This is a genomic window from Vibrio sp. SCSIO 43153, from assembly GCF_023716625.1.
Classification (GTDB): Bacteria; Pseudomonadota; Gammaproteobacteria; order Enterobacterales; family Vibrionaceae; genus Vibrio; species Vibrio rotiferianus.
Genome location: NZ_CP071856.1, coordinates 130,923 through 153,912, shown reverse-complemented (window position 1 = coordinate 153,912; position 22,990 = coordinate 130,923). Strand labels below are relative to the sequence as shown.

At 41.2% G+C, this 22,990-nt stretch carries 28 protein-coding genes; 24 read left to right on the top strand and 4 right to left on the bottom strand.

Annotated features, from left to right (window positions below; translation table 11 throughout):
- Nucleotides 1-145 precede the first annotated feature (145 nt).
- The 3 genes from J4N37_RS16865 to J4N37_RS16855 all read left to right on the top strand — a co-directional run bounded on the left by J4N37_RS16865 (nt 146) and on the right by J4N37_RS16855 (nt 1,375).
- Complete coding sequence (locus J4N37_RS16865; RefSeq protein ID WP_071234431.1) at nt 146-496, top strand: DUF3147 family protein; 351 nt, start codon at nt 146-148, stop codon at nt 494-496.
- 243 nt (nt 497-739) lie between these two features.
- Nucleotides 740-1,012: a DUF3601 domain-containing protein gene (locus J4N37_RS16860; RefSeq protein WP_252042848.1), complete on the top strand. Its 273-nt coding sequence runs from the start codon at nt 740-742 to the stop codon at nt 1,010-1,012.
- A gap of 30 nt (nt 1,013-1,042) precedes the next feature.
- Nucleotides 1,043-1,375, top strand: coding sequence for a hypothetical protein (locus J4N37_RS16855; protein ID WP_252042847.1), 333 nt, complete (start codon nt 1,043-1,045; stop codon nt 1,373-1,375).
- A gap of 447 nt (nt 1,376-1,822) precedes the next feature.
- Here the strand turns inward: J4N37_RS16855 and J4N37_RS16850 are convergent, their stop codons facing one another.
- On the bottom strand, nt 1,823-2,653 hold the full coding sequence (locus tag J4N37_RS16850; protein WP_252042846.1) for an AraC family transcriptional regulator: 831 nt from the start codon (nt 2,651-2,653) through the stop codon (nt 1,823-1,825).
- 109 nt (nt 2,654-2,762) lie between these two features.
- Between J4N37_RS16850 and J4N37_RS16845 the strand changes: the two genes are divergently transcribed.
- Both J4N37_RS16845 and J4N37_RS16840 read left to right on the top strand, forming a co-directional pair.
- Complete coding sequence (locus J4N37_RS16845; RefSeq protein ID WP_138956225.1) at nt 2,763-3,239, top strand: YHS domain-containing (seleno)protein; 477 nt, start codon at nt 2,763-2,765, stop codon at nt 3,237-3,239.
- Between the two features lie 246 nt (nt 3,240-3,485).
- A complete protein-coding gene (locus J4N37_RS16840) occupies nt 3,486-3,815 on the top strand; it encodes a YceK/YidQ family lipoprotein (protein WP_143693373.1) in 330 nt (109 codons plus the stop codon).
- 174 nt (nt 3,816-3,989) lie between these two features.
- Here the strand turns inward: J4N37_RS16840 and J4N37_RS16835 are convergent, their stop codons facing one another.
- Nucleotides 3,990-6,146 (bottom strand): DUF7657 domain-containing protein, encoded by a 2,157-nt coding sequence (locus tag J4N37_RS16835; RefSeq protein ID WP_252042845.1) that lies wholly within the window; start codon nt 6,144-6,146, stop codon nt 3,990-3,992.
- 600 nt (nt 6,147-6,746) lie between these two features.
- Between J4N37_RS16835 and J4N37_RS16830 the strand changes: the two genes are divergently transcribed.
- The 3 genes from J4N37_RS16830 (at nt 6,747) to J4N37_RS16820 (ending at nt 8,404) form a co-directional block, all read left to right on the top strand.
- Nucleotides 6,747-7,121, top strand: coding sequence for a VOC family protein (locus tag J4N37_RS16830; RefSeq protein WP_138956224.1), 375 nt, complete (start codon nt 6,747-6,749; stop codon nt 7,119-7,121).
- A 182-nt stretch (nt 7,122-7,303) separates the two neighbouring features.
- A complete protein-coding gene (locus tag J4N37_RS16825; protein WP_071234437.1) occupies nt 7,304-7,774 on the top strand; it encodes a GNAT family N-acetyltransferase in 471 nt (156 codons plus the stop codon).
- 123 nt (nt 7,775-7,897) lie between these two features.
- Entirely contained in the window at nt 7,898-8,404 is a 507-nt protein-coding gene (locus J4N37_RS16820; RefSeq protein WP_252042844.1) for a P-loop nucleotide/nucleoside kinase family protein, read from the top strand.
- A gap of 61 nt (nt 8,405-8,465) precedes the next feature.
- On the opposite strand, the gene J4N37_RS16815 is transcribed toward J4N37_RS16820, so the two are convergent.
- Both J4N37_RS16815 and J4N37_RS16810 read right to left on the bottom strand, forming a co-directional pair.
- Nucleotides 8,466-9,800, bottom strand: a complete 1,335-nt coding sequence (locus tag J4N37_RS16815; RefSeq protein WP_252042843.1) for an MFS transporter — start codon at nt 9,798-9,800, stop codon at nt 8,466-8,468.
- Nucleotides 9,801-9,911: 111 nt separating this feature from the next.
- The gene (locus tag J4N37_RS16810; protein WP_252042842.1) at nt 9,912-10,706 is read right to left on the bottom strand and encodes a CLCA_X family protein; all 795 of its coding nucleotides are present in this window, start codon (nt 10,704-10,706) and stop codon (nt 9,912-9,914) included.
- Between the two features lie 336 nt (nt 10,707-11,042).
- Between J4N37_RS16810 and J4N37_RS16805 the strand changes: the two genes are divergently transcribed.
- The 16 genes from J4N37_RS16805 (at nt 11,043) to J4N37_RS16730 (ending at nt 22,966) form a co-directional block, all read left to right on the top strand.
- On the top strand, nt 11,043-11,438 hold the full coding sequence (locus J4N37_RS16805) for a hypothetical protein (protein ID WP_252042840.1): 396 nt from the start codon (nt 11,043-11,045) through the stop codon (nt 11,436-11,438).
- Nucleotides 11,439-11,621: 183 nt separating this feature from the next.
- On the top strand, nt 11,622-12,563 hold the full coding sequence (locus tag J4N37_RS16800) for an alpha/beta fold hydrolase (protein ID WP_252042839.1): 942 nt from the start codon (nt 11,622-11,624) through the stop codon (nt 12,561-12,563).
- A 298-nt stretch (nt 12,564-12,861) separates the two neighbouring features.
- A complete protein-coding gene (locus J4N37_RS16795) occupies nt 12,862-13,320 on the top strand; it encodes a hypothetical protein (RefSeq protein WP_038883951.1) in 459 nt (152 codons plus the stop codon).
- A gap of 218 nt (nt 13,321-13,538) precedes the next feature.
- Nucleotides 13,539-14,555: a metal-dependent hydrolase gene (locus J4N37_RS16790; RefSeq protein WP_252042838.1), complete on the top strand. Its 1,017-nt coding sequence runs from the start codon at nt 13,539-13,541 to the stop codon at nt 14,553-14,555.
- A 124-nt stretch (nt 14,556-14,679) separates the two neighbouring features.
- Entirely contained in the window at nt 14,680-15,372 is a 693-nt protein-coding gene (locus J4N37_RS16785; RefSeq protein ID WP_252042837.1) for a glutathione S-transferase, read from the top strand.
- Nucleotides 15,373-15,650: 278 nt separating this feature from the next.
- Nucleotides 15,651-15,962 carry a N(4)-acetylcytidine aminohydrolase gene (gene yqfB, locus J4N37_RS16780; protein ID WP_010452033.1) on the top strand — a complete coding sequence of 104 codons (312 nt, stop codon included), beginning with the start codon at nt 15,651-15,653 and terminating at the stop codon, nt 15,960-15,962.
- A gap of 120 nt (nt 15,963-16,082) precedes the next feature.
- Nucleotides 16,083-16,442: a MerR family transcriptional regulator gene (locus J4N37_RS16775; protein WP_252042836.1), complete on the top strand. Its 360-nt coding sequence runs from the start codon at nt 16,083-16,085 to the stop codon at nt 16,440-16,442.
- A 45-nt stretch (nt 16,443-16,487) separates the two neighbouring features.
- Nucleotides 16,488-17,063, top strand: coding sequence for an NAD(P)H-dependent oxidoreductase (locus J4N37_RS16770; RefSeq protein ID WP_252042835.1), 576 nt, complete (start codon nt 16,488-16,490; stop codon nt 17,061-17,063).
- 199 nt (nt 17,064-17,262) lie between these two features.
- Nucleotides 17,263-17,454, top strand: a complete 192-nt coding sequence (locus J4N37_RS16765) for a hypothetical protein (RefSeq protein WP_010452026.1) — start codon at nt 17,263-17,265, stop codon at nt 17,452-17,454.
- A 146-nt stretch (nt 17,455-17,600) separates the two neighbouring features.
- Nucleotides 17,601-18,614: an acyltransferase family protein gene (locus J4N37_RS16760; protein WP_252042834.1), complete on the top strand. Its 1,014-nt coding sequence runs from the start codon at nt 17,601-17,603 to the stop codon at nt 18,612-18,614.
- 210 nt (nt 18,615-18,824) lie between these two features.
- Nucleotides 18,825-19,166 (top strand): hypothetical protein, encoded by a 342-nt coding sequence (locus tag J4N37_RS16755; RefSeq protein ID WP_252042832.1) that lies wholly within the window; start codon nt 18,825-18,827, stop codon nt 19,164-19,166.
- A 60-nt stretch (nt 19,167-19,226) separates the two neighbouring features.
- On the top strand, nt 19,227-19,481 hold the full coding sequence (locus J4N37_RS16750) for a nicotinamide mononucleotide transporter (protein WP_038883972.1): 255 nt from the start codon (nt 19,227-19,229) through the stop codon (nt 19,479-19,481).
- Between the two features lie 59 nt (nt 19,482-19,540).
- Nucleotides 19,541-19,954, top strand: coding sequence for a nucleotide triphosphate diphosphatase NUDT15 (locus J4N37_RS16745; RefSeq protein ID WP_010452016.1), 414 nt, complete (start codon nt 19,541-19,543; stop codon nt 19,952-19,954).
- Between the two features lie 357 nt (nt 19,955-20,311).
- Nucleotides 20,312-20,857, top strand: coding sequence for a DUF6795 domain-containing protein (locus tag J4N37_RS16740; protein ID WP_252042831.1), 546 nt, complete (start codon nt 20,312-20,314; stop codon nt 20,855-20,857).
- A gap of 390 nt (nt 20,858-21,247) precedes the next feature.
- Entirely contained in the window at nt 21,248-21,799 is a 552-nt protein-coding gene (locus J4N37_RS16735) for a DUF6795 domain-containing protein (RefSeq protein ID WP_045385085.1), read from the top strand.
- A gap of 9 nt (nt 21,800-21,808) precedes the next feature.
- Nucleotides 21,809-22,966, top strand: coding sequence for a lipase family protein (locus J4N37_RS16730; protein WP_045385086.1), 1,158 nt, complete (start codon nt 21,809-21,811; stop codon nt 22,964-22,966).
- Nucleotides 22,967-22,990 lie beyond the last annotated feature (24 nt).

The following is a 22,990-nucleotide window of genomic DNA, read 5'->3' as shown; positions in this document are numbered from 1 at the left end:
TTTGTCGCTATCTTGTCCTACGGAGTTTGTCGTTTTACCTGATGTCTGAGAAGACTCACAGATATTAGGTTATCAGCTTGTAAACAAAGCCTTGTTTTGGTTTAACTTTAAGAGCGGAGCGATAGTGAATTGAAGGTGCAATACAATGCTATGGATAGTGACCAAGTACTTAACCACGGCGGCAATCGTCGTATTAATTTCTGAAGTGGCGAAAAGAAGTGACAAACTTGGTGCTTTGGTTGCTGCCTTACCAACGGTGACTATTCTGGCTCTGGTATGGATGTATATTGAAGGTCAGGGGACAGAGAAACTGTCCAACCACGCTTTCTATACGTTTTGGTTTGTCGTGCCGACGCTGCCAATGTTTTTACTCTTCCCATATTTGCTAACCAAATACTCCTTTTGGCTGACGCTATTAATCAGCTGCGTAGTATCGGTGGCTTGTTTTGCTTTGACAAACTTAATAGCAAAGCAATTCGGAATCAATTTGCTGTGACAAAGTTTTTTCTGGCTTCCAACCAGACATACCAACGTTTACCTCAATAGATTCGCAATCTGCTGTGATAAAGCGTGAAACAAATGCAACGCTCGCTGATAAGAACACAAGCGCATCGCACTTCAACCATCGACTTCTACAATGACCCGAAACATACGGTATTTGTAGGCTTCGTTGTTAGCGGTTAGGTCTTAGGATTGCTTATATTAGGTTGAATGCAAAAGGATAGGATCGTTGAGGAAAATGAACAACACTTGTCAAAATAAGAGCTTTGGTGTTTTACATCCTGGTGTTCGCTACCGAATCAAAAAAGAATTTTATGATTATAACGGTGAGCGGTATCAAGTTGATGAGGAAATGGTGTTTATTGACCATAACTTCGTTCCTTATGAAAGTGGTTTATCACTTTTTTTCCGAACACATAACCGAGAGCTTCAGATCATGCTTTGCAGTCTGGAGGGCTTTCAACAACACATCGTTCATGATCTAGATGCTTATTTTAAACGTCAGCAATAAATTTAATTAAAGGTGAACTGGAAAACCAAAATGATTTGTGAAGATTGTTCGGATGCCGCGAGAAAAATAAACAACCCTAAAGATTTGGCGAATGCAATCTGCTTTCTCAATGAAAGAACGGAGGCTAAAGCGCTTAAATACTTGGGTTACGGCAGTTGGGGTGAGCCTTTTTCTCAGATGGCAAAGCGGAAAGGGTGGAGTGATTTAATCTGTAACTACTTTGCCTGTCGAACCTGTGGTCAAGTATTCAATCTATATGCTGAAACCTACCACGGCTCGGGAGGAGCCATCGCCGCGATTGATTCGATTACAGGAAAGCTGTTTGTCGATGAATTTGTCATTTCTCAGATTGACGAGGATTGAAAAGCATAAGATGCTGTTGTTTGCCCTTATCTTGCTCTTTACGGTTTTATCAGTGCTTGGCTCGGTGGTAGGAACTTGTACTCAGGGAGACGATAGTCGTTTTTTCAGCTCTGCCAGTTATGTCGCTCTGACGTTGGTAATACTCATACCTTATTTGTTACGTGGCACTCAAAACTCGTTCTGGCGGCGAGTTTACGCTGTTGTAGGCATTATTGCGTCAGGCGTGAACTGTTGGTTTTGGTTTCCTTTTATTGTGGAAACCACGCTAATTGGGCATCATTTGTGCGGCAATGAGTTCGACCATTACCCCGACCGCCACCTCATGATTGAACGTATGATTCCTTTACTTCATGTATTGTCATCGATTTTTATCGCACTGTCATGCGTCGTGAAGTATTGGCGTGGTTTTAGATTTTCCCAATACCTTTAATGGCTGATTTGAGTCTTTTACTCACTTTCATCCCTTTGCTCCTGCAACCAGAGACGTGGTGACATTCCAGAGACACTTTGAAAAGCGCGGGAGAAGCCAGAATAGCTACTGTAACCGACGTCATCGGAAACCCAGTTGAGTGGCTTATTTTGCAGAAGCAAAGACTGAGCTACAGATATGCGCCATTTTTGAACGTAATCTCCAGGCGTTTCCCCAACCACTTGTTTAAAGGTCTCAATAAACTGTGTGCGCGACATTGCCGCGTTAGATGCCATCTCGCTTAGACTCAAATGGCGGGCAGGTAGCTGATGAATGATAGTCATTACAGCTGCAAGTCGTGGATGGGCAAGAGCCGCAAATAGCCCGTGCTCTATTTGATGTTCCTCAATCAAATAGCGAAAGATCAACGCCATTAAGGCATCGCTCAATTTACCCAGTAAGTACTCTTGACCAACTGAGCTTTCACTCGCTTCTCGAGATAGCATCTCTAATACTGGTGTTAGATTAGGAGCTGCATGGAAAGGTATTACTATCGCGTCCGGCAAAGCGGATAGCAATGGGTTTATTTGGCTACCTATATAATCCACATTGGCACAAACTAACTCGGTTTCTTCCGTTCCTTCTATCCTGTGAGGGGTAGTATTTGGCAAATAAACAACGCAAGGTTGTGTAAGTCGCTTTGGTTGTTCTCCTGCACACGTTAGGGTTAACTCTCCAGCGTTTAATACATGTAGATGACCTCGGTTATGTTGTTCCGGCTTGAATGACGAGACACCGCATAAATGCCCAGAATAGAACACGCCTGTACGTATTGAGAAGTGCTCCATCAACTGTGATAACAAGTCCATTTTGGCTCCGAACGATTTGCGTACTTTTTTGGTCTTTAGTCCCTCTATAGACCGGATTAGTTAGCTAACTTATTCACACAAGGTAAACAAACATAGAAAGGAGCTTACTATGTCACGCATTAAATCAACGGGTCGAAAACTCTCTTTAATGGCCGCTTTAATCGGAAGCAGTTTTTCACTGATGGCCGCAGATGTGGGCATGAGCGTTGATGCTAATGATCTTGCAATCAAGGGATATGACCCAGTTGCGTACTTTACAGATAATGGCGCAGTGCAAGGTAAAGCTGAGTATTCAGCCACGTATAACAACGCAATCTATCACTTTGCCAACGCTGCAAACCGTGAACAGTTTAAATCAGACCCACAAGCCTATGCACCGCAATATGGTGGTTACTGTGCATTTGGCGTTGCAATGGGTAAGAAGTTTGAAACCGATCCCGAGGCATGGAAGATAGAAGGTGGCAAACTCTACTTAAACTTGGATAAATCGGTACAGAAGCGCTGGCTAGAAGATACACAGGGCTTTATTCAAGATGCCAACACCAACTGGACAACGATCAAAGTTGTCGACGCAGATAAGCTGTAACTGACGTCGTTTTTACTCTTTCCTCATGTACTCAAGGCGAACCAATTGGTTCGCCTTTGTGCGATGGGTCGAAGGAACTGAACGTTTATAAGTTGATATTTACCCAAGTTAGAAGCGATACATTTGTCACGAAAATTGATTTATTCCCAATCAAATTAGTTAGGTAGGTTTTTTATAAATGCAGATAGGGTTACTGTTGTCGAATAATAATTTACATCAATAACAATCAGTTGGAACCTATCAGATATGAAAAACGATCTTCTTAAAAAACTTCAAGTACTTGTCGTTGTCGCATTGGCTTCTTTGACAGTGGGATGTTCATCTATGGATGCACATGCCAGAGGAGGTTACGGTAAGCCATTTTCCGGTACAGCGCTGTCCGTTGCTCGCCAACCATGCTTCTTGGATGGTTCAGCAGTGTCTTATGCTTTATATCCTATTTCATTTGTGGATATGCCATTGTCTTTGGTTACTGATGTTGTATTCCTACCTGCTGATTTAGTCATGTTATTTACCCCGACGACGAGCTACGGCAGTGTTTTGTCACAAGGTTGCCCGAGTGGCAGTATGATCTGAAATTCAGCCCTCTTAACCCAACAGTACTTAGAGTATTGATCAGGAACAAACCTATCATAGCTTGGTTAAAAGGAAGTAAGATGAGCTTCCAGGACTGAGAATACAATGGTTATTAAGCGAAATACGAAAAGTAGATACGATGAACGTTCAGTTAAACGTTCATCACTTCTAGCGTTACCATTTACATCGATATTTTGGAAATTTGTTTGATAAGTTAAGCGCTCTCAGACCATATTGACTATCTGAACTAAAAATGCATAAACCGTTATTTTCTATAATTTGGTTTAGTTCTTGACTACGTTCAATGCTTATTTCAAACCCCGAGTTTAGCATTCGACTATCGTTCAAAGCTTTGGATACATCGGGCCTCGGCTCGTTCGCTATGACAAAAATATCTGTAAGATCCATATTTCCTTTTAGCTTCATAGGTTTAGACATTGCCCAACCACTTATTACCAGTCTATCCGGTTCTTCAGCAATAGCATCTATATGACCACCATTATTAATGATGCTATTAAGTGGTAATTCGTCTATTGTTGAGTATACGTCGTTGATATCCGGCATTAAATCTGCTAAGGGTATTGATATTACATCTGGAAAAGGAGTATTTGGGCTTTTTTCCGTTGTACTTAGAGTAATGCGTCCATAACGATTAAATATATAGTTGAACTCATCTTCTGGCATTGCCGGGTACATGCTTCGAAACAATTCTAGTTGAGGTTGAATTAGTACTGAAACAAACGAATTTAAGCCCATACCTGACAATATAGCCCCGCGATAATCTCTTGAAACGATCCAGTTTGGCTCATTTTCATGTGCTGTTTCTTTCAGTACTTTTATCTCTTCTCTTTTATGAAGGTCAAAGATAGGAAAAGCAGATTGCCCTGGGTTAAACCAAGAGAAACTTATGACATTAGGGACTAATGCAATTAACAAGCAAATGACGTTTCCATTTTCGTTTCTGCTTTCCTTATCTTTTCTATATATGAAAAGATAAGTGTAAAGTATTGCTAGAGCTGACAATTCAAATACTGATTTTTCCCCAAAATTAATCAACGACAATAGACTAGGAAGTCCTATGATAGCAATGACTGAAATGGTGAACAAAGTACACCGATTTTTACTGACTGCGACTTTACCTGAGACTATAATGACTAGTGCAAGATAGTTGAATGTCAAGCCACAGAGGAATAGCATTCTTAATCCGGGAACTTTGTATAGGAGAGTGATCTTAGCTAACAGAGCTGGTACAGGTAATAACATCCAAATTGTACAAATAGTAGATAAAACAGCACTGCCAATGATAGCTCTTTTAACTGTAGGGTTTGATGTGTTGGGTTTTACAAAACAAACTGCTACTAATGGTAATAAACTAGAGATAGCTCCGACGTTACATATGTTTCTTTCTACGAGATTATCAAAGTAAGAATGTGTTATATATGGTACGAGTGTTGACAACCAGATAAGCCAGCCGCGCTCTCCACCTTGAGATATTCTTTGGCCAGGGTAAACAGTCTCCATCATTATTGGTATTGCATCACTGTAGTAGATTAGTGATATGGTTAATGCTACCAAACAGGCGACGGCTGTTGATGTCAGCTTTGTTAGCGAACTCCGCCACCAGAAAGGTTGATGGACATACAGCAACAAAATACCAAAGTAAGCGATTGAAATAATAATTGGTGGATAAGTATGAGATAACAACCATACAGTAGCGACATAGCTAAGACATATATAATGACTTAGAGAATTCTTCCATCTTAAAAATAATAATAACAACCAAGGGCTCAAAGCTAGGATTGGGCCAAGAGTTGTCCACCAAAACTGTACGAAACCGGTAAAAAACAATAGTAATGAAAAAGCACTTGATAATATTTTATTTTTCTCTGATTTTGATAAATCTTTTATAATAATCAAAGTGAGATTTTTCCACCCTATTAAAAATGTCATAATGATTAAACCATGATGTAAAGCAAATGCACGTGCAGGGCTTAGCAACCAAAAAGGCCACATAAATGGTTTGAAAATTAAGGCCCAATCTTGCAAAGGAAGGGCATTGAAGCCTCTCAAATCTTGATGATAAGTAGACAATTCATTGAAACGGCCGAAGTTGTTTAATATAGACATCTGTAAGTAAGGCGTCCATACAGACCATTCATCTGAGCGAATGGGGCGAGGTGTCCCCCAAAGTAGACCTTCTCCATTGTAACCAAAAAGGTTCAAAGCTATTCCATAGGATGATGGGGTGATTGCTAGAAATGTAATAGGTACTAATAGGGAAATACAAAGCCAGTCGAAGCGATCAGCTTTTAACAAATTAAATAAACTCATACTCTCACTAATATAGTTGTTATTTTTCGTGCGGACTTTATTGTTATGTCATCTTTTCTGCAATAAGGATTGGTGTGATATGAGTTGCATATTCTTTCTTTGCTTGTAAAATTAACATATTATCACATTTAATATTACTTAAATGTGAGTAAGATTTACTATTTTTAGTCGTTTTAACTAAATGTAATATACATTTTCATTTCTATTTTAAAGTTTGAGTGTTTGTTTTTTAAATATCTTTCTCATCAGTATATCTTATAGCGTTACTTATACTGTATTTCGTGAAATAGCAGTCTCTTCAATACTTGTGAATTTTAAGTTTACTGTCTTGTTTCAGAAAGCTAAAAGTAGATAAACAATTTTCTGAGGACTTACAAGCTGCGCAACAAGAGTACATTGCGCTAACCCAATAACGATAAATCGACACAGCTACAGGTGGCCACAGTGCCGCCTTTTTCATTTTGATCTCTTGCTATACATAGACTTCTAATCACGGTAGAAATCACTTCTTGACCTTAAGTTAGCTTGAGGTTTTATTCTCACAGCCTTGAACAGTCAAACCAAAAATTGTTAAGCAACTATTCGGAAAAGGATATTTCTATGAATCTAAATCAAGTGTTGTTAACCGTTAAAGACATCAAGTTATCAATCGAGTTTTATCAAAAACTTGGGTTCAATTTGATCGTTGAAACAGAGAATTATGCGCGCTTTGAGTGCCTTGAAGGAGATGCCACTTTTTCACTGTATCTCGGTGCTCCAGAATCCAAAAACAACAGCGTCATCTATTTTGAACACGAAGAGCTTGATGCGTTAGTCGCAAGTTTAAAGAAGAAAGGCATCGAGTTTGTGCAAGATCCTACCGATAAAGATTACCTTTGGAGAGAAGCCATGCTTAATGATCCCTCAGGCAATGAAATTAAACTATATTGGGCGGGCGAAAACCGAAAGAATCCGCCTTGGCGATTAGATCAGTAATAGACTCATAGCCAGTCAGCGACTATTTCGTTCGTGAGGAACGTTTGCGTGCAGTTTATTGGCGATGATAGTCTTATCTGACCGGAAGAAGAGGAGTAGACGGTAGTCTAGTTAATGGATTGGCTGTGTTTATGGGATGAACACCAGCCTCTTAACTTCTCAAAGAATAAAAGGAACTTGCTATGTTAACTATTCGACAAGCTTGTATCGCAGATATAGACGCCGTAAAGCGATTACAATTTCAGCTTAATTCATATCACCAAGAAAACCTCCCAAATGATTTTTTAGCTCCAGAAGAGATTGAGTTAAAAATTGATATGCACAAAGTCATCAAGAGCGATCGTACGATATGCCTAGCTGCTGAAGAAGAAGGGCGACTGGTTGGTTTTGTATATGGGGAGTTGTGGGAAAGGAAGTCTTGGACGCTGAAGCAACGGAAAATAGCGAGCATCGAGCAGATTGTTGTTGATTCGTGCTCAAGAGGACAAGGCGTTGGGTTGAAGTTAATTGAAGAGTTTGAGCGCCGTGCGATTGCACAAGGTAGTGAAGAACTGTGGTTAGAAGTGTACTCGTTTAATGAATCTGCGCTGAGCTTATACAGTAAGGCGGGGATAGAGCCAAAGATCCAACTCGGTCAAAAATCGTTAGTGTAGAAATAGTGACAGCAAAGTAAGTTCATCAAAAATAATGGCTAATGAGCACCGTTTCTATTGTGCATTTTGTTTAAGGTGTTGGTGAAGTTCAACAAGTAGTTATACCAGAAGGATAGAAATCAATTGAATATTCCTGTGTTGTATATTTTTTCCGGTCTGCCAGCTTCAGGGAAGTCCACTCTAGCCAAGCTATTAGCACGCAAAATTGGAGCTATGTACCTACGTGTTGATACTGTAGAGCAAGGGCTAAGGGATCTGTGCAACGTTAAAGTTGAAGGTGAAGGCTACCGATTAAGTTACCGAGTCATTCGCGACAATCTAGAGCTTGGCGTGAGCTGTATAGCGGACTCCTGTAATCCGATTGAGTTAACTCGCCAGGAGTGGCAGCAAGTAGCTGAGAGCGTTGATGCAAGATTTGTGAACATTGAAGTGTGTTGCTCAGATAGTGATGAGCATGAACATAGGGTCAATACCCGAGTCTCGGAAGTGGCTAATTTAAGGCTGCCGGATTGGAATCAGGTAAGAAATCGCCACTATGAAGCATGGAAAGGTAACGTGATTCGTATCGATACATCTGGTCAACAGATTGAAACGTCTTTTTCAGAATTAGTAGATAAGTTGGGAATATGATGATTGGACCTCACCAGTGGTAATACCTTTCTTTTCGAACTGAGAGTGAGGTCAAGTCTGATCATCTGAAAATCGACTGCTTCTTGTCTTTGAAGTAGCAAAACACGCTGATGATAAAAAACAAGAACGTGAAATAATAGAAAAACGAAGAAAGCGAAGCGATGAAGTCTACGTGTTGTGCAACCTGTTCTTGCGTATAGTTTTGCGAGATCAACTTGTAGTAATACGCATAGAGAATACCAATTGAGCCGTAGCCTAAGTTAAACATCAAACCTTTAAAGCTCAGCACCGTCGCTCGGTTGTGAGATTCCGTTTTCTTGTTGAGATGGTAACTAATGAAAATGTTCATCGTCATAATGATGAAGATAAGAATCAATGCCGGAATGACACCATAAATGGACCATCCAAGACTAATCCAATAATACGTTGCCATACTAGCAAGGCCCATTATCGCAATGAATGTTTTCGGCTCCATGCTTTCTGCTAAGCGACGACTCTGGCTGGCCAATAGAATCTGCAATACACTGATGCCAGCGCCAATAAAACCAAAGTAAATAATCGGAATATCAATCGCACGATAGTACTGACTGTTCATGGTTAAAAACATACGCGATGTATGTTCGAACAAACTGTAGTAGAGCAGAATGAACAATACGTAAGGCGTAGACAAGACCCATTTCGCCGTGTCGAGTGTCAGTTTCATACTTGCCATGGTAGAGGCCAACTTACTTTCACTGCTTGGCATGACTTTTTTGGCTTCTCTCATACCCAGTGCCGCGTAGATCGCAATCATCGCAACAAATAGGGTGGCATACACGGGGACTCTCATAATGTCTTGCGTGCTCTCAGGCTCTGCCAGCCCAAGGAAGTGATAAACGCTAGCCATAAAGTTTACGTCGTACATAGCTGCACCCACCAGAGTGACAACAATTCCAACGCTTGAAGAAAGACGAAGTTGAATTTGCAATACTCTTGGCCAAAGCTCTTCTTTGCCTTGTTCCTTCAATGTGTCGTAAGCCAGTGCTTCGTCCGCGCCACTTGCCAGCGCCATCGCTAAGCCACTCAATACTCGGTTAATCAAAAATACAACGAAAACAAAACTGGGATTCCCTGTCGGGACAAAGGCGATCATTGCGATTTCGATGAACATGACCAGCGATGACAACACCACTAGCCGTTTCCGACCGAGCGTATCGGCAAATGCACCTGATGGTACTTCGGCTAATACAATTGTGGCAGCCCAAACAACATTGAGCATGGCGAACTGAGACAGAGTCAACCCGTAATCCAGATAGAGCAGGGTGAATACAGGGTAATAGAAGCGCGCGAAATAGCTGCTTCGGAACATAAGGAAGCAGCGGACATTGCGGATTTTTAGTATTTCTTTTGACGTCATGAAACATTCAGCACTTTGAATAACATAATGTTATGTATAAACCTTTTTGTGATTAATAGGAAAGGTTTGTGCTTAAACGGTATCCGATAATGATGAATAGTCGCTATTCGCTTATTGGCGACTTAGGGCTTCACCAAGTGGTCGGAAATAAGCTTGTAGTGCATCATGGATAACGTGGCGATGCGCAATATCTGGGTAGACGGCGATGGTGTCAGCCTTGGCAGTACCAGATACTAGATAAGCGTTTTCTATGCCAGAGCATGACTCTACAACGGCTTCAAAGGCTCTTGCCATCATCTCTGTTGGTTGAGAAAAATAACTTGAACCCATTGCCTTATCCGCTTTGACACTTCGAGTCACGTAGTCGTGCTTATCTTGACCATCCGCACTGAGCAAAGTCGCATCGAAAATCTTAAGCAAGCGCTCGTTGAATAGGTGAGGGAAGTGGTTGGCGTTACGTAGCCAGCAATCACTGGCGAAAATAGTTTTACGTTGAGGGCCAGAACGGTCGCCAATATCAAAGGCCTTTTCGGCTATATAGTGATCGAACGCGTGCCAAAATTCATGAGCAAGTGCACCGGCTCCTGCATTTTTGGCTAATGCTAACTCGCGCTGATTTGGAGCATAGTGCGCTTGAACGCCTTTTCGTCCTCCGGTGCCAAAAGCAAGGTTTAAGTTACCTCTTAGCCCAATTGCTGAAGGCGGTAAGGCCAATATGTAGGCCAAGTCTGCCAAAGAATCGAATATTAAATTCGCAGCAAGATCCTTTTCTTCGGTGTTCACCCACTTACCAATACGAATACCACCGATGCCAAACGTCTCTTTGATATCGATGAACGACACTTGGTCGCCATGACGATAATCAGGGCCTTTACGCGTTTTGTATTTAAAACTGGTTAACTGCAAGATATGCCTCAGTGGTGGTACTAAAGGGGAACAAACTTATACTCAAAATATTGGTTGCGAGATTATACTGCAATCACTGAAAGAATTAGAGTGTTACCTAAACACTACCATTTCTGTGTAAATATACCTGTGTTAACAAGCATCAGCTCCGTTAAAGCTATGTTTGAATTTGAAAGTACGATGGAGTGGCTATTATTGGAGCGCTCAGTTCTTCAAGTTCATGAAAAACCATGACTTGTGGCTCGAAGAACGAAGCGATGAGTATTTTGGGTAGCCGGTTTGCTTTAAAGTTGGTTTTAGTCGCTAATCGATGCGGGCTTAAAAGATAGGTTAAGTATGAAAATGATTAAGTTAGGTTTTATTGCCGCAGCCATGATGAACATCGGTGGCGTGTTGGTATTCTCGCGAGTTTTCACAAACTCCGTGATCAACGAGTTTGACCCTGTCGTGATGTCCAATTTTGGTTTGCTGATGATCGTCATATGGGGCTTGGCTTATCTTGGGGCTGCAGCGACTACATCCGGCATTAAGTGGTTAGCAGGTGCGTTCGCTATCGAGAAATTCGTTTATATATTGGCATGGTTGTTTTGGTTCAAAGATAACAGCCTTGGCGCCGTGTATGACAAAGACTTATTTGCGGGCATCTTTTACAGCATCTATGGATTGAATGACTTCGTATTCATGCTGTTCTTCGCATGGGTATTTTATTCTCAAAGCAAAACATCGAAATAAGCTGCGCCAAAGAGTTTGCCTCAGATTTCTAGTGTTCTAATTTTACAAAATTGCAACAAGTTAATTTTATTATTCTGATCAATATATTAGAGTTAGCACACAACAGTGTATTTGAGGTTTACGCCTTAAGTAGGCGTTATGCGACAGGAGTGTCGTTATAGAACATGTAAAAGGGACTATTACATGAGAAAAAACATACTGAGGTCTATCCTAGCGGTCATTTGTATCGCAGTTATTTTGTATTTCATTACTCCGTCTTCGACAATATCTCAATATTTGATTAAAGCAGAGCGAAGCCTCGCACACCTTGAAGTGGAAAGAATAAAGGTGGGTGAATTAGAAATTGAGTACCTTCGTGGTGGTAGTGGAAAACCGCTAGTTTTACTTCATGGCTTTGGCGCAGATAAAGATAACTGGAATCGAATAGCTCGCTATTTAATTGATGATTTTGATGTCATCGCGATTGACTTACCAGGCTTCGGAAATAGCACAAAGGACATAGAGCTGAACTACGATGTTCAGTCGCAGATAGGCAGGCTAAAGTTGATAACAGAAGCTTTGGGGTTAAATAAGTTTCATCTCGCAGGCAACTCTATGGGTGGGTATATTGCAGGAAACTTTGCTGTCCAATACCCCGAGAGCGTCGAAAGTTTATGGCTCATCAGCCCCTTTGGAGTAGAAAGGGCACAAGTAAGTGAAATGTTTTTAGCAACAAAACAAGGCCAAAATCCAGTGGTTCTCGCTCGTTCAGAAAACGAGTTCTCGGTGCTCTTCAGCTTTTTGTTTGTTGAGCCTCCCTTTGTTCCGTCACCAATCGTCAGTCATTTGGCCAACAAAGCCAAAGAGCATGCAGATATAAACACAAAGATATTTGAACAAATTCATCGGATGAAAGGTGGGGAGCCACACCCAGACTTACCCTTAGATAGCACATTAGAAAACTACACAGGTCGAGTGCTAATCTCTTGGGGGGACAAAGATAGGGTTTTGCATGCATCGGGTGCCATGGTTTTAAAGTCAGTCGCTCCCCATGCAAAATCCGTGGTTATGCCAAACGTGGGGCATTTGCCAATGGTTGAAGCTCCGTCAAAGACCGCAGATTCATTTTTGCTCTTTGCAAAGTAGTCTTTGAGATCACGAAGCCGCGCTGACGCAAGCTTTTGAGCTCGTTAATAGCGTTATTGTCCCTCATGCTAACCAATTAGAATTCGATGGCTTCAAGTCTCCTTAATGCTGCGTTGATTGTCGCGGTCGCTAGGAACCTTGTATGGAAGTTGTTCCAGTCGTTTTAGAAAAGTAAATCCTCTAGTGGAACTAGTTTCACCGACGACACGTTTACATCCCCGAAAATAACAGTGGCAATTGAAATCACAGCCCTTAGAATGCGCAGACTAAAAGTTTATAACTGATGTAGAGTGATTTTATGCTTCGTGATTACACATTCGATTGTCTTGTAACCATGCCTCGCCATGAACTGGAAGAGTTCAGCGCTCGCATGATCAGTAAAATGGTGCCAGAAGATGTGATGAACGAACTGTTTACCTTTGATCAAGAAGAAGTAGACAGTGAAGACCGCATGTTGTCAGCGCGCCTCGATGCGATGTTACGCATGACAGCAATCGCACTGAGCGAGATTCAGCAAGCTTTCGATGATTCAGATAACGCGAAACAAAACAGCGAACGTATGACGCGTCTTGTGCTTTGGCATTTCTACGCAATCTCATTTCGTTTGGAAGAAGCTATTACGCTTGAAACGCATTGTGAGCAAGTAGAAAAGCTACTTCAAAACACACCGACAGACGTATTTGCATGGGTTAAGACGCTAACAGAACTGCTACACACCTACGCTGAGATTAACGCAAAGGAAGAATCTCAAGACTAAGTTTTTTAACTTTAGCGATCTATCGAGCAAGGCGAGCCATTGGGTTCGCCTTGTTTCATTTAAGGGGTGGGATAACTTTTGCATTTCTAGATTTAGCATAGCGTAGTTCACCAACTAGCGGGCTCGGCCATCCCTACTTACACTACAATAGAAGTACGAGTCTTCAACCAATTGAATGTGTCACTTCTAACAAACGAATGCCTTCGCGAGGGTAACTAATGGATCCATTAACGCAGGGATTACTGGGCGCTTCTTTGCCACAGTCGATAAGCAAAAAACAGCACTTGGTTGTTGCTGGAGTGCTCGGCATGCTGGCGGGTATGGCACCAGACTTAGACGTACTCATCCGTTCATCAAGCGATCCACTGCTGTTTTTGGAATACCACCGTCAGTTTACGCATTCTCTCTTATTTATTCCCATTGGTAGCTTCATTTGTGCCTTGCTTCTACATAATCTGATCGCAAAGAAGCGTGGATTGTTGTTCAAACAAACCTGGTTTTATTGTGCGCTAGGCTACGGTACTCATGCTTTGTTGGATGCTTGTACTACTTATGGCACCCAGCTGTTATGGCCACTATCTGAAGAGCGGTATGCGTGGAACACCATCTCCGTTATTGATCCTCTATTCACACTGCCCATCTTGAGTCTTCTATTTTTTACAGTATTGAAGCGAAACCCTTGGTATGCGCGCGCCGCATTTATATGGGTTTTTGCATACCTCGCGTTGGGGACGTACCAACGAAACAAAGCTGAAGCCATAGGGTGGGAGTTAGCGCAAGCTCGTCAACACTCTCCGATACGGCTGGAGGCAAAACCAACGTTCGCAAACATCCTAGTTTGGAAAGTGATTTATGAAACGAAGCAGGCTTATTATGTAGATGCGGTAAGGGTAGGAGGATATTCGAAAACCTACCAAGGCCAATCTATTGCAAAGCTGGACTTGAGCAAAGATTTCCCATGGCTCGACATCAAATCGCAACAGGCGAAGGACATTGAGCGCTTTCGTTGGTTTTCAAACGGTTATATCGCCCAAGATCCCTACGATGAACTAAGGATCATCGATATCCGTTACTCAATCGTCCCAAATCAAATTAAGGCGTTATGGGGGATAACCCTATCCCCAACAGCAGAAGAAGAAACCCATGCTGATTACACCGCGCATCGCGACAGTAGCCCGGAATCAAGGCAAGTGTTTTTCAATATGTTAAAGGGCATTGATTGTACTACCTGTTAAAGGCGGGACAAGCAGTCGCTTTGAGGCATTTTTGTATCTCGGAAGTCGTTTGTTCACACTACTTGATTGGAAAAGAAGACTTGATTGGAGAAAATAAAGAGACTAATCGTTGATGGAGTTGAACATGCAGAGTAAACCATTCCCCATCCTCTATTCCTTACACAATTGCCCGTATGCTATTAGGGCTCGCTTTGCTTTGTTGAAAGCACATCAGAGAGTATTTCTTCGGTCAATAAAACTCGATAACAAACCGCCTGAGATGTTGAATATGTCGCCAAAGGGGAGCGTTCCCGTGTTAGTTGTACCAAAAGTGCAATGCGAGAATAGGGAGGTTCCAGAAGCTCCGCTTGTTCTTGAAGAGAGCTTAGAGATTATGATTTGGGCGCTATGTGAGTATGATCCTGACAATTTACTACAGAGCGGGAATCCCAACGCACTGCCAGAAATTATCACTGTAATACAAGAGTTTGAGCGCTACTTCGTGCCAGCGCTCAATGCCTTTGGGTGCGCCAAACGTTATCATGAAGCCGATATAAAAGAACGGCGTAAAGTATGTGAAATTCAACTGGCGAAACTTGAAGAGCGCTTAACAGAACACCCATTTTTGTTCGCGGAACAAGAGAGTTTAGTCGACATCGCTTTACTGCCATTTTTGCGTAAATATGCTCGCATTGATAAGCAATGGTTTCGCCATAGCCAATACACCAGATTAAGGGCTTGGTTGAACGGCTATCTTCATAGCGCTGAGTTTTCGAAAGTGATGACAAACTACGATTTGTGGATAGATGTGCAAAAAGATGAGTATTTTCCGATATAGATACTAAGGTCATTTGTTAGGTCTTATTCTTAATATCAGAACCTCCTCGAATAGTTTCAAGAGAATCAGCTTGCTTGTGGCTAGCGTATTGATTTTATTATGACAATAATTCAATTTAACGCCCTTGCTGTAAACGCGTGCTCGTGACTGTTTTGAGTGCTTATTACCACAACATAGTGAAGAGAAGTTCGCTAAGCGACTGGAATGAACGATAACAATTAATCACATACGATACGCTATGTGCAGGGAAGAAACCGTTAGGAAGTAGGTGTAATTCATTGGATAAAATCACATTTTTCGCCAGGATGGAGCGACAAATCTTATCTGGAAAGAAGACGGCAACGATTCGTGATAAATCAGAGAGTCATTATGCCGTTGGGCAAGTCGTTGAGGCGTTTACTCACGAAGACAACAGAAAGATCGGTAAGTTAGAAATACTCGGCGTTGAGTCGGTAGCGTTTGAGCAACTCAATAGAAAGCATGCAAAAGCTGAAAACCTACCATTCGTTTTCATGCTCAAATGGATTTTACGTAAAATTTATCCAACTGAAAGTAATCTGTATTTCATCCAGTTTAAAGTTGTTGAGTGATGGTCTAAATGCGAACTGTACTAAAGCTGCATAATAATCGTGTGGTTCTGACGATGTTGTGATTGCTCTATTCGTCATGTAGACGAGAGTTTGTATAGTGAATTCAATATGGAGGTTGAAGTGTATATCAAAGAAGCATCTGAACTGTCAGGGGCGACTCAAAGGGCCATCAGACTCTATGAGTCATTGGGCTTACTCAACGTCGCCCGTTCAGGTAAGTATCGAGTGTATACCCAAACGAATATCAATTTGATAAAGCTGATCAAAGAAGCACAGACACTAGGAATCCAGCTCTCTGAAATGGCGCACTTAAAGAGTGATCAGGAAGAGTTCGATTGGCAAATAGTGAGAGACTTTTTAATTGATAAGCAACGAGATGTGGAACTTCAGATCAAGCAGCTGGAAATTCAAAGAGACCGAATTCAGCAATATCGAGAGTCAATAAATGTTTGTCTTCAAGGGGTTGACTCTGACCTATAGGTAAGACCTTAAACTGTACTTTTCGTCAACATGGATGATTATATTTTGAAAAAAGTACTGGTTATAAACGCAAACCCAAAAACTGACAGCTTCTGTAAATCTCTAGCGGACAATTATGCTCTCACCGCCGCGTTGAAGAACGAAGTGAAGCAAGTAGAGATCAGTGAAATGCACTTCGAAATCAGTTTAGATAATGGCTATGACAGCCGCACATCACTAGAACCTGATTTGCTGCGCTTTCAAGAGCTCGTCCTCTGGGCTGAGCATATCGTCATCATTACTCCTGTTTGGTGGGGGACTGTGCCCGCTAAATTTAAGGGTGTTGTAGATCGCGTATTCTTGCCGAACTTCGCCTTTAAATACACTGAAGGAAACATGTTTCCAGAAAAGTTACTATCAGGACGCAGTTCAGAGCTATTTATTACATTAGATACACCGCCATTATTGTACAAACTCTTCAAAGGCAATGTGATTTATAAACACCTTAAAAAGTCTATATTGGACTTTTCCGGTATCAAAAATCGCTCTGCAACCTATTTTGGTCCCGTCCTGGGTTCAAACATTAATAAAAGAAATAATTGGCTTGATAAGGTTGTGAAGTCTGCAAGAAAGATAAAGTGAATTTATAACTTCACCACGAACCAATTAGTCCCCATTAAATGTGAAATATTAGCTTACTGACATTAGGCTGATAACGCGTTGACGACTATACAGAAGAAGCGCATTCTTTTACGTTCACTCAGCACAAGGCGGGCTCTTGAGAAGGAGTAATACTTATCCGTCTGTTCTGTAAAATGTATCTATATCAATGGCAGGGCGTATGAACAAAATAGTGATGTTAGTAATGGGGCTGCTTTTTGCTAGCCGATTGTTTGCAAGCATTGTCCCACATGCTAGTCAACTTGAGCATGACGCACCTATCCTCATTCGCTCTGCACTCATTGTTGCCGCCGCAGGATTTCTCATCTGGAAAGTGTTCCAGTACGTTAAGAAAAGCAAATCGTCCGATTAATAGTATCGCTCACTCAAAGCAGTATTGCAGCGTCGTTCCTATTTTCCATAGTTTACAACGCACTTAAGCTTGGCTAAGTTTTTATAAGTGTCAGTAAGAACTGATTTATTAAAATTTAGCTGAGAAAAGCTTGGTTAAGGAACGGTATGGGACGCACCCCATTTTTTGATAACGCAAAGTTTATATTGGTCTTTCTTGTTGTGTTCGGACACCTGATTGAGCCCCTCATCGAAAATAGTCCAATAATTAAGATCGTTTACCTCTCCATATATTCCTTCCATATGCCTGCCTTTGTCATCATTTCTGGGATGCTGTCTCGCAGTGATGGAAGCTCAGATGCAGTAGCGAAAGCCGTCCGTAATATACTGATTCCATTCGTAGCTTTTACTATTGCTTATGAAGCGTTCAATTATCTTACAACAGGGAGTATCAGTAACTACACAAAGAATGTTCAGCCATACTGGATGCTATGGTTTTTATATAGCTTGTTTTTATGGAAGTTAATGTTGCCTAGCATACTGAAGTTTAAATACCCAATTGCAATGACGTTACTTATCGCGTTAAGTGCCGGCTACATAGGATCTATCGGGTATGATTTTGGTGTGTCCCGAACACTCTATTTCCTGCCTTTTTTTGTCATTGGACATAAGATCACTCCTGATACTTTTATGGGCGTTAGGAGCAAGTATTGTGGTCGCTCGCTCAAAGCTGCCATGGTTGGGGTTGTGGTACTAAATGTTGCTTTATTTTCTTATTACAATGGCATGCCGCACCAATGGTTATATGGTAGCTTTTCCTACTCACGTCTTGGCATCGGTGACATTTCGGCTGGACTAATCAGGCTTGGTCTGATGCTTATCTCACTGCTTACGGCTTTTGCTGTGTTATTACTAATTCCTGTTGGAAGTAACAAAATCTTGTCGCAGGGGAAAAACTCTTTATATGTATACGCTTGGCATGGATTCTTTATAAAAGCCTTTATAATTCTTGGCGTACCAATGCTGCTGACTAGCTATTCAGTCGTAACTTGCTTGTCTTTTCTATTTGTTTTTTCGGTGATATTGACCTTAACGCTGTCACAGGAGTTCATTGCCAATAAAACCAAGCAGTTGGTATTAAATCCGCTACATCACATTCTACAGAGCCGAAAAATATCGTAAGACGATAACCTTTACCTTACTGTGATGCGTTAATTAGAGGCTGCTTTAATCGAATCGCTACCAAACTTGCCATTGAAATTGACAGGGTGTAATTAACTAAATAGTTAATTAAGTTATTGATTTATTGTTGCATTTTGATTGCGGCTGCGGCAGTGTAACAGCCTAGCTCTTTCATAGTCAGTTAGTTTAAATCATTAACAAGGATGTGTAGTGAAAAATAGAAAATGGATATTTGCGGCTATCTTACTCATCGGTGGGCCTTCACTATTACCATTTAGTTTAGAGGTAATCTCTTTAATCGAGTTAATTGGTGTTTTGGGTTTATGGACAATTTATTCATCCTACGCTGAATATTTGCTGAGTCATCCTCGGTTGAAAAGAGTCCTTCGTTTCGCAACCAGTTGGGATGTTCAGCCTCAAATGCTGTTTCTTCCTCGTGAAATTAAAAGCTGTCCCCAGTTGATTGTTCATATGCTGCCTATCCAAAGCACAATGGTATGGACAGCAAATATAATGTTCTGGGGTGGCTTAGCATGGTGCTATTTAATTTAGGCTCACCCCCTAAGCATCACTCTAAGTACTAAGTACTAAGTACTAAGTAATGGAGGGAAAATGGATTATTTTCAGTACTATGGGATCGATTGGATTGCGATGGTGCTTACGTTTCTTGCCATATGGCAAATAGGAAATAAGAATAAAATTGGTTTCGTACTCATGATGTGTGGCAATACAAGCTGGGTAGCAGTGGGTTATCTCACCGGAAGTGTGGCAATGATAATCGCAAATATCATTTTCTTCTCTATGAACCTACGTGCCATCATCAAGTGGTCTAAGCCAGAGCAAAAAACTAACGGCGTTGAGGTGTAGTCGTTTACCAAAACGACACCGAGGTAGAGTTAAAAAATAGCGCTTTTGAAGGATGTAATGTGAATAAAGAAGTAAGAGTTGGTGTCGCGACCATTATCCTTCGTGACGGAAAAATATTGCTTGGTGAGAGAATTGGTTCTCATGGTGCAAACACTTGGGCGACCCCAGGCGGACACCTTGAACTAGGTGAGAGCATTGAAGAGTGTGCTAAGCGTGAGGCTTTCGAAGAAACGGGCTTAGTCGTCGATTCGATTGAAAAACTGACCTTTACCAATGACATTTTTGAGAAAGAGGGCAAGCACTACGTGACGTTATTTGTCTTAGCATCGTGCGGTAGCGGTGAGCCTCAAGTGGCCGAGCCAGATAAATGCAAGCAGTGGCAGTGGTGTGAGCTAAACAACTTACCAGAGCCACTATTCTTGCCTCTAAGTAATTTGCTTAAAGAGAGCCGCAATCTCGGTCAGTTAATCTAGTTGGTGTCGTATGCCTCGGCATTGATATTTTTCTAGAAAAAAGCGCGTTGCTCTTTTTGAAATACGCTCGTTAAAACAACAGGATACCGCTTCGACACGTGTGGTGTTGAAGTGTGGTCAACTATATCTAGTGAAAATCCCCCTCGTAGTTACTCCCCTCTGGAACAAATCTTAAAAAATTTGTGCGTATTACTTTTCCACACCTACAAAATTATTTTTCAAGAAACTAATTATAGTTAACATTATTTATTGCAAATAATTGTGAAGTTGCATGAATTATTATCAATGTATTTTAATAGGTGGGTGATAAATATATATGGTTTCGATATATTTTAAATCAAAATTCGAGATGTATTAATGTTTAAGTACAAATGCACAATAACGGTTGCATTTTTTTTGTTTTTTATTATGAGTTATAGTGACGTGTTTAATTATTTTAAACCCTATAAACTAGTAGTTAGCCCTCCTATATCCGGTACTGTTTTAAAATACGGGGAGCCAATTGATAATATCGAAGTGGCTCTGCTTGCGGGTTTTAGTGAGTATTATGAAAGAACTACTATAACAGATAAAGACGGCAGGTTTCATTTTGAACCAATCATTCACCGTCAATGGTTTAAGCCGCTGTCAATCAACACAAATTTAATTGGAATTCAGATCACTGCAAATATAAATAACAATCAAATTTTAATGTGGTCTTCACATACTGGCTTGGACATCCATGATTATGTTATTGATAATTTGGAGAATCTAGAGTGCGATCTAGATGATTCTCCTTATGAATATCATTTTAAAAACCGAGTTGTGCAAAACGGGCGAGAGCACTCGGTTTTTGGTATATGCCGCCTTCGAGGATATGACGAAAAAATACATATTTGTCCGTCAGCGAAACCCACAACTTAGAGCGGGTTTAATAATTATGTTTACCCCATGCGCTTGAATTCGAGGAGCATCAATCGCTGATACAGCTCACAGCTTTGTATTAATGGCTGATGGTTGCCGATATCAATCAACTCGCCGACGTCTAGTACGGCAATGTTTTCTGCATGTTGAATCGCCGACAGGCGTTGCTTTTCCAGATGTGTATGAGAGTCTAAAAACTAAGAATTAGTCAAATGAAGATGCCTTTAGAGTAGCTCTGCATTGATAGTGCCAAATGCAGTATATAGCATTAGCTCAAATAAAACTGATTGTCTATGAGGTATGATGCGTATGGTTAGAAGTCCCTCATCGCTAGTTCTCATTATTTTCCTGTTATCTTTTGCATTTGAAGCCTATGGATTGGAGATAGAAATGTTTAAAAAGGAAACTGTCGAGCTATTTCCAGCTGTACGCGGACAGCTCACTTACAATGGCAAACCGCTGGTTGGTATTAAGCTGAAAAGAAGCTACGAGTTTATAGATATCACGGATGGTGAGATACACGACTATACAACAACCGATAGTGAAGGGCGTTTTAGCTTTCCGGAGCTAACTATGCAATCGCGTCAAGCTAATAACCCGTTGAGAACCAATGTGATTTGGCAAGGCATCCGCGTTGATGATCAGCAAGTCAATACTCAAAAGGATGAAATTTACCTTTGGGACGCAAACTCCCGTGGTGTAACACACAACTCTTACTTTTCTGAAATGCTGTCGGAATTAAATTGTGACCTAGCTAACGACGAAGAAATCGTTGACATCTACAACTCTGATTTTCCAAATGGGGTAGTTAATTATACGGTCGTAAGCGTCTGCAGATGGCCTGTTCGCTCAGAAATAGAGAAAAAGAAAGCTGCTGATATTGAAGAGTTTGGTGAACTTCAAGATCTAGAGAAATACGGCAATATTAATGGACTAATTTAAGGGATTTAAATGGGAACTCTTTCTCCTAAGCTAGCCTCGGAACTAGCTTTCTTCGCATATTCTATACGAGAACAACAGCGTAATGTTACACCCCCGCCTTCTATTCGTAGTTATTTTAAAAGTAAAGATAATCTGGCTAGCAAAACTGGAGGCTACCTGTTCAATAAAGAGACGGGATTTGCAGCGTTAGGTTATGGTGATGGTCCATATGATGGAGATGCTATTATCGCTATTCGCGGAACTAAAATGACATCTGGTCATGATTGGGGGACTAACTTGCAAATTGGTTTGAAGGGGAGTGCCAATGGACAAACTGTTCATGCTGGCTTTCAGCGTACATTTTCACTGTTACGCCCACAATTAAAAAAGTTTCTAGATGAATGGCGAAAAAATTCAAAGACAGGAACAGTGCATTGTATTGGACATAGTCTAGGCGGAGCTTTGGCTACGTTAACTGCCGATTGGGTCGCAACTAGCTCTTATAGCAACAACGTGAAACTGTATACGTTTGGTGCACCTAGGGTTGGCTTGTCTGGTTTTGCTAGTGCGAATACGAACAGAATCAACGATATTTATCGTTGTACGCATGGAGCGGATGTTGTACCAAAAGTGCCACTTTGGCCATTTTTTCATTCGCCGTATAAAGGCTTAGAGTTTCGCCTCGACGGTGGGCAAGGTATTTGCGCTAGCGCTCATGGCATGGATCCTGATCAAGGAGCTGTTCCAGGTTATCTTGCAACAGCAAAAGGTGAAGATTGGCAAGAGTTACAAATGGCTGCTAGCGATTTTCTTCGCCCTGTGCGGTTGGATTACAATAAACGCAATCAGGCTAATTATAGTAATTATTGGACTGACCGTTTAAGTGCTGCTTTAGTCACCCTACTTAAGGATACTGGTTACTATTCACTTATAGCCGCTCAAGGAGCGATTAGTACAGGTGCGACACTTTACGACTTTATTGCACAAACGTTGGTAAAAATAGCCGAAGCAGGAAAAACTGCTGCATCCCAAGTGAAAGGTCTTCTGGGTCATATGTTGGTATTTGCCGGTTCGGCTAGCTCTGTTGTTATCGATTTGACTTATAAAACAATTAGAGAGATTTTCAATAAGATGCTTAAACGTTTATATCGAGGCGTAAATGAGGCAATTAAGCGTTTCCATGATTGAGCGGTAACGTATTAACAAAAACTT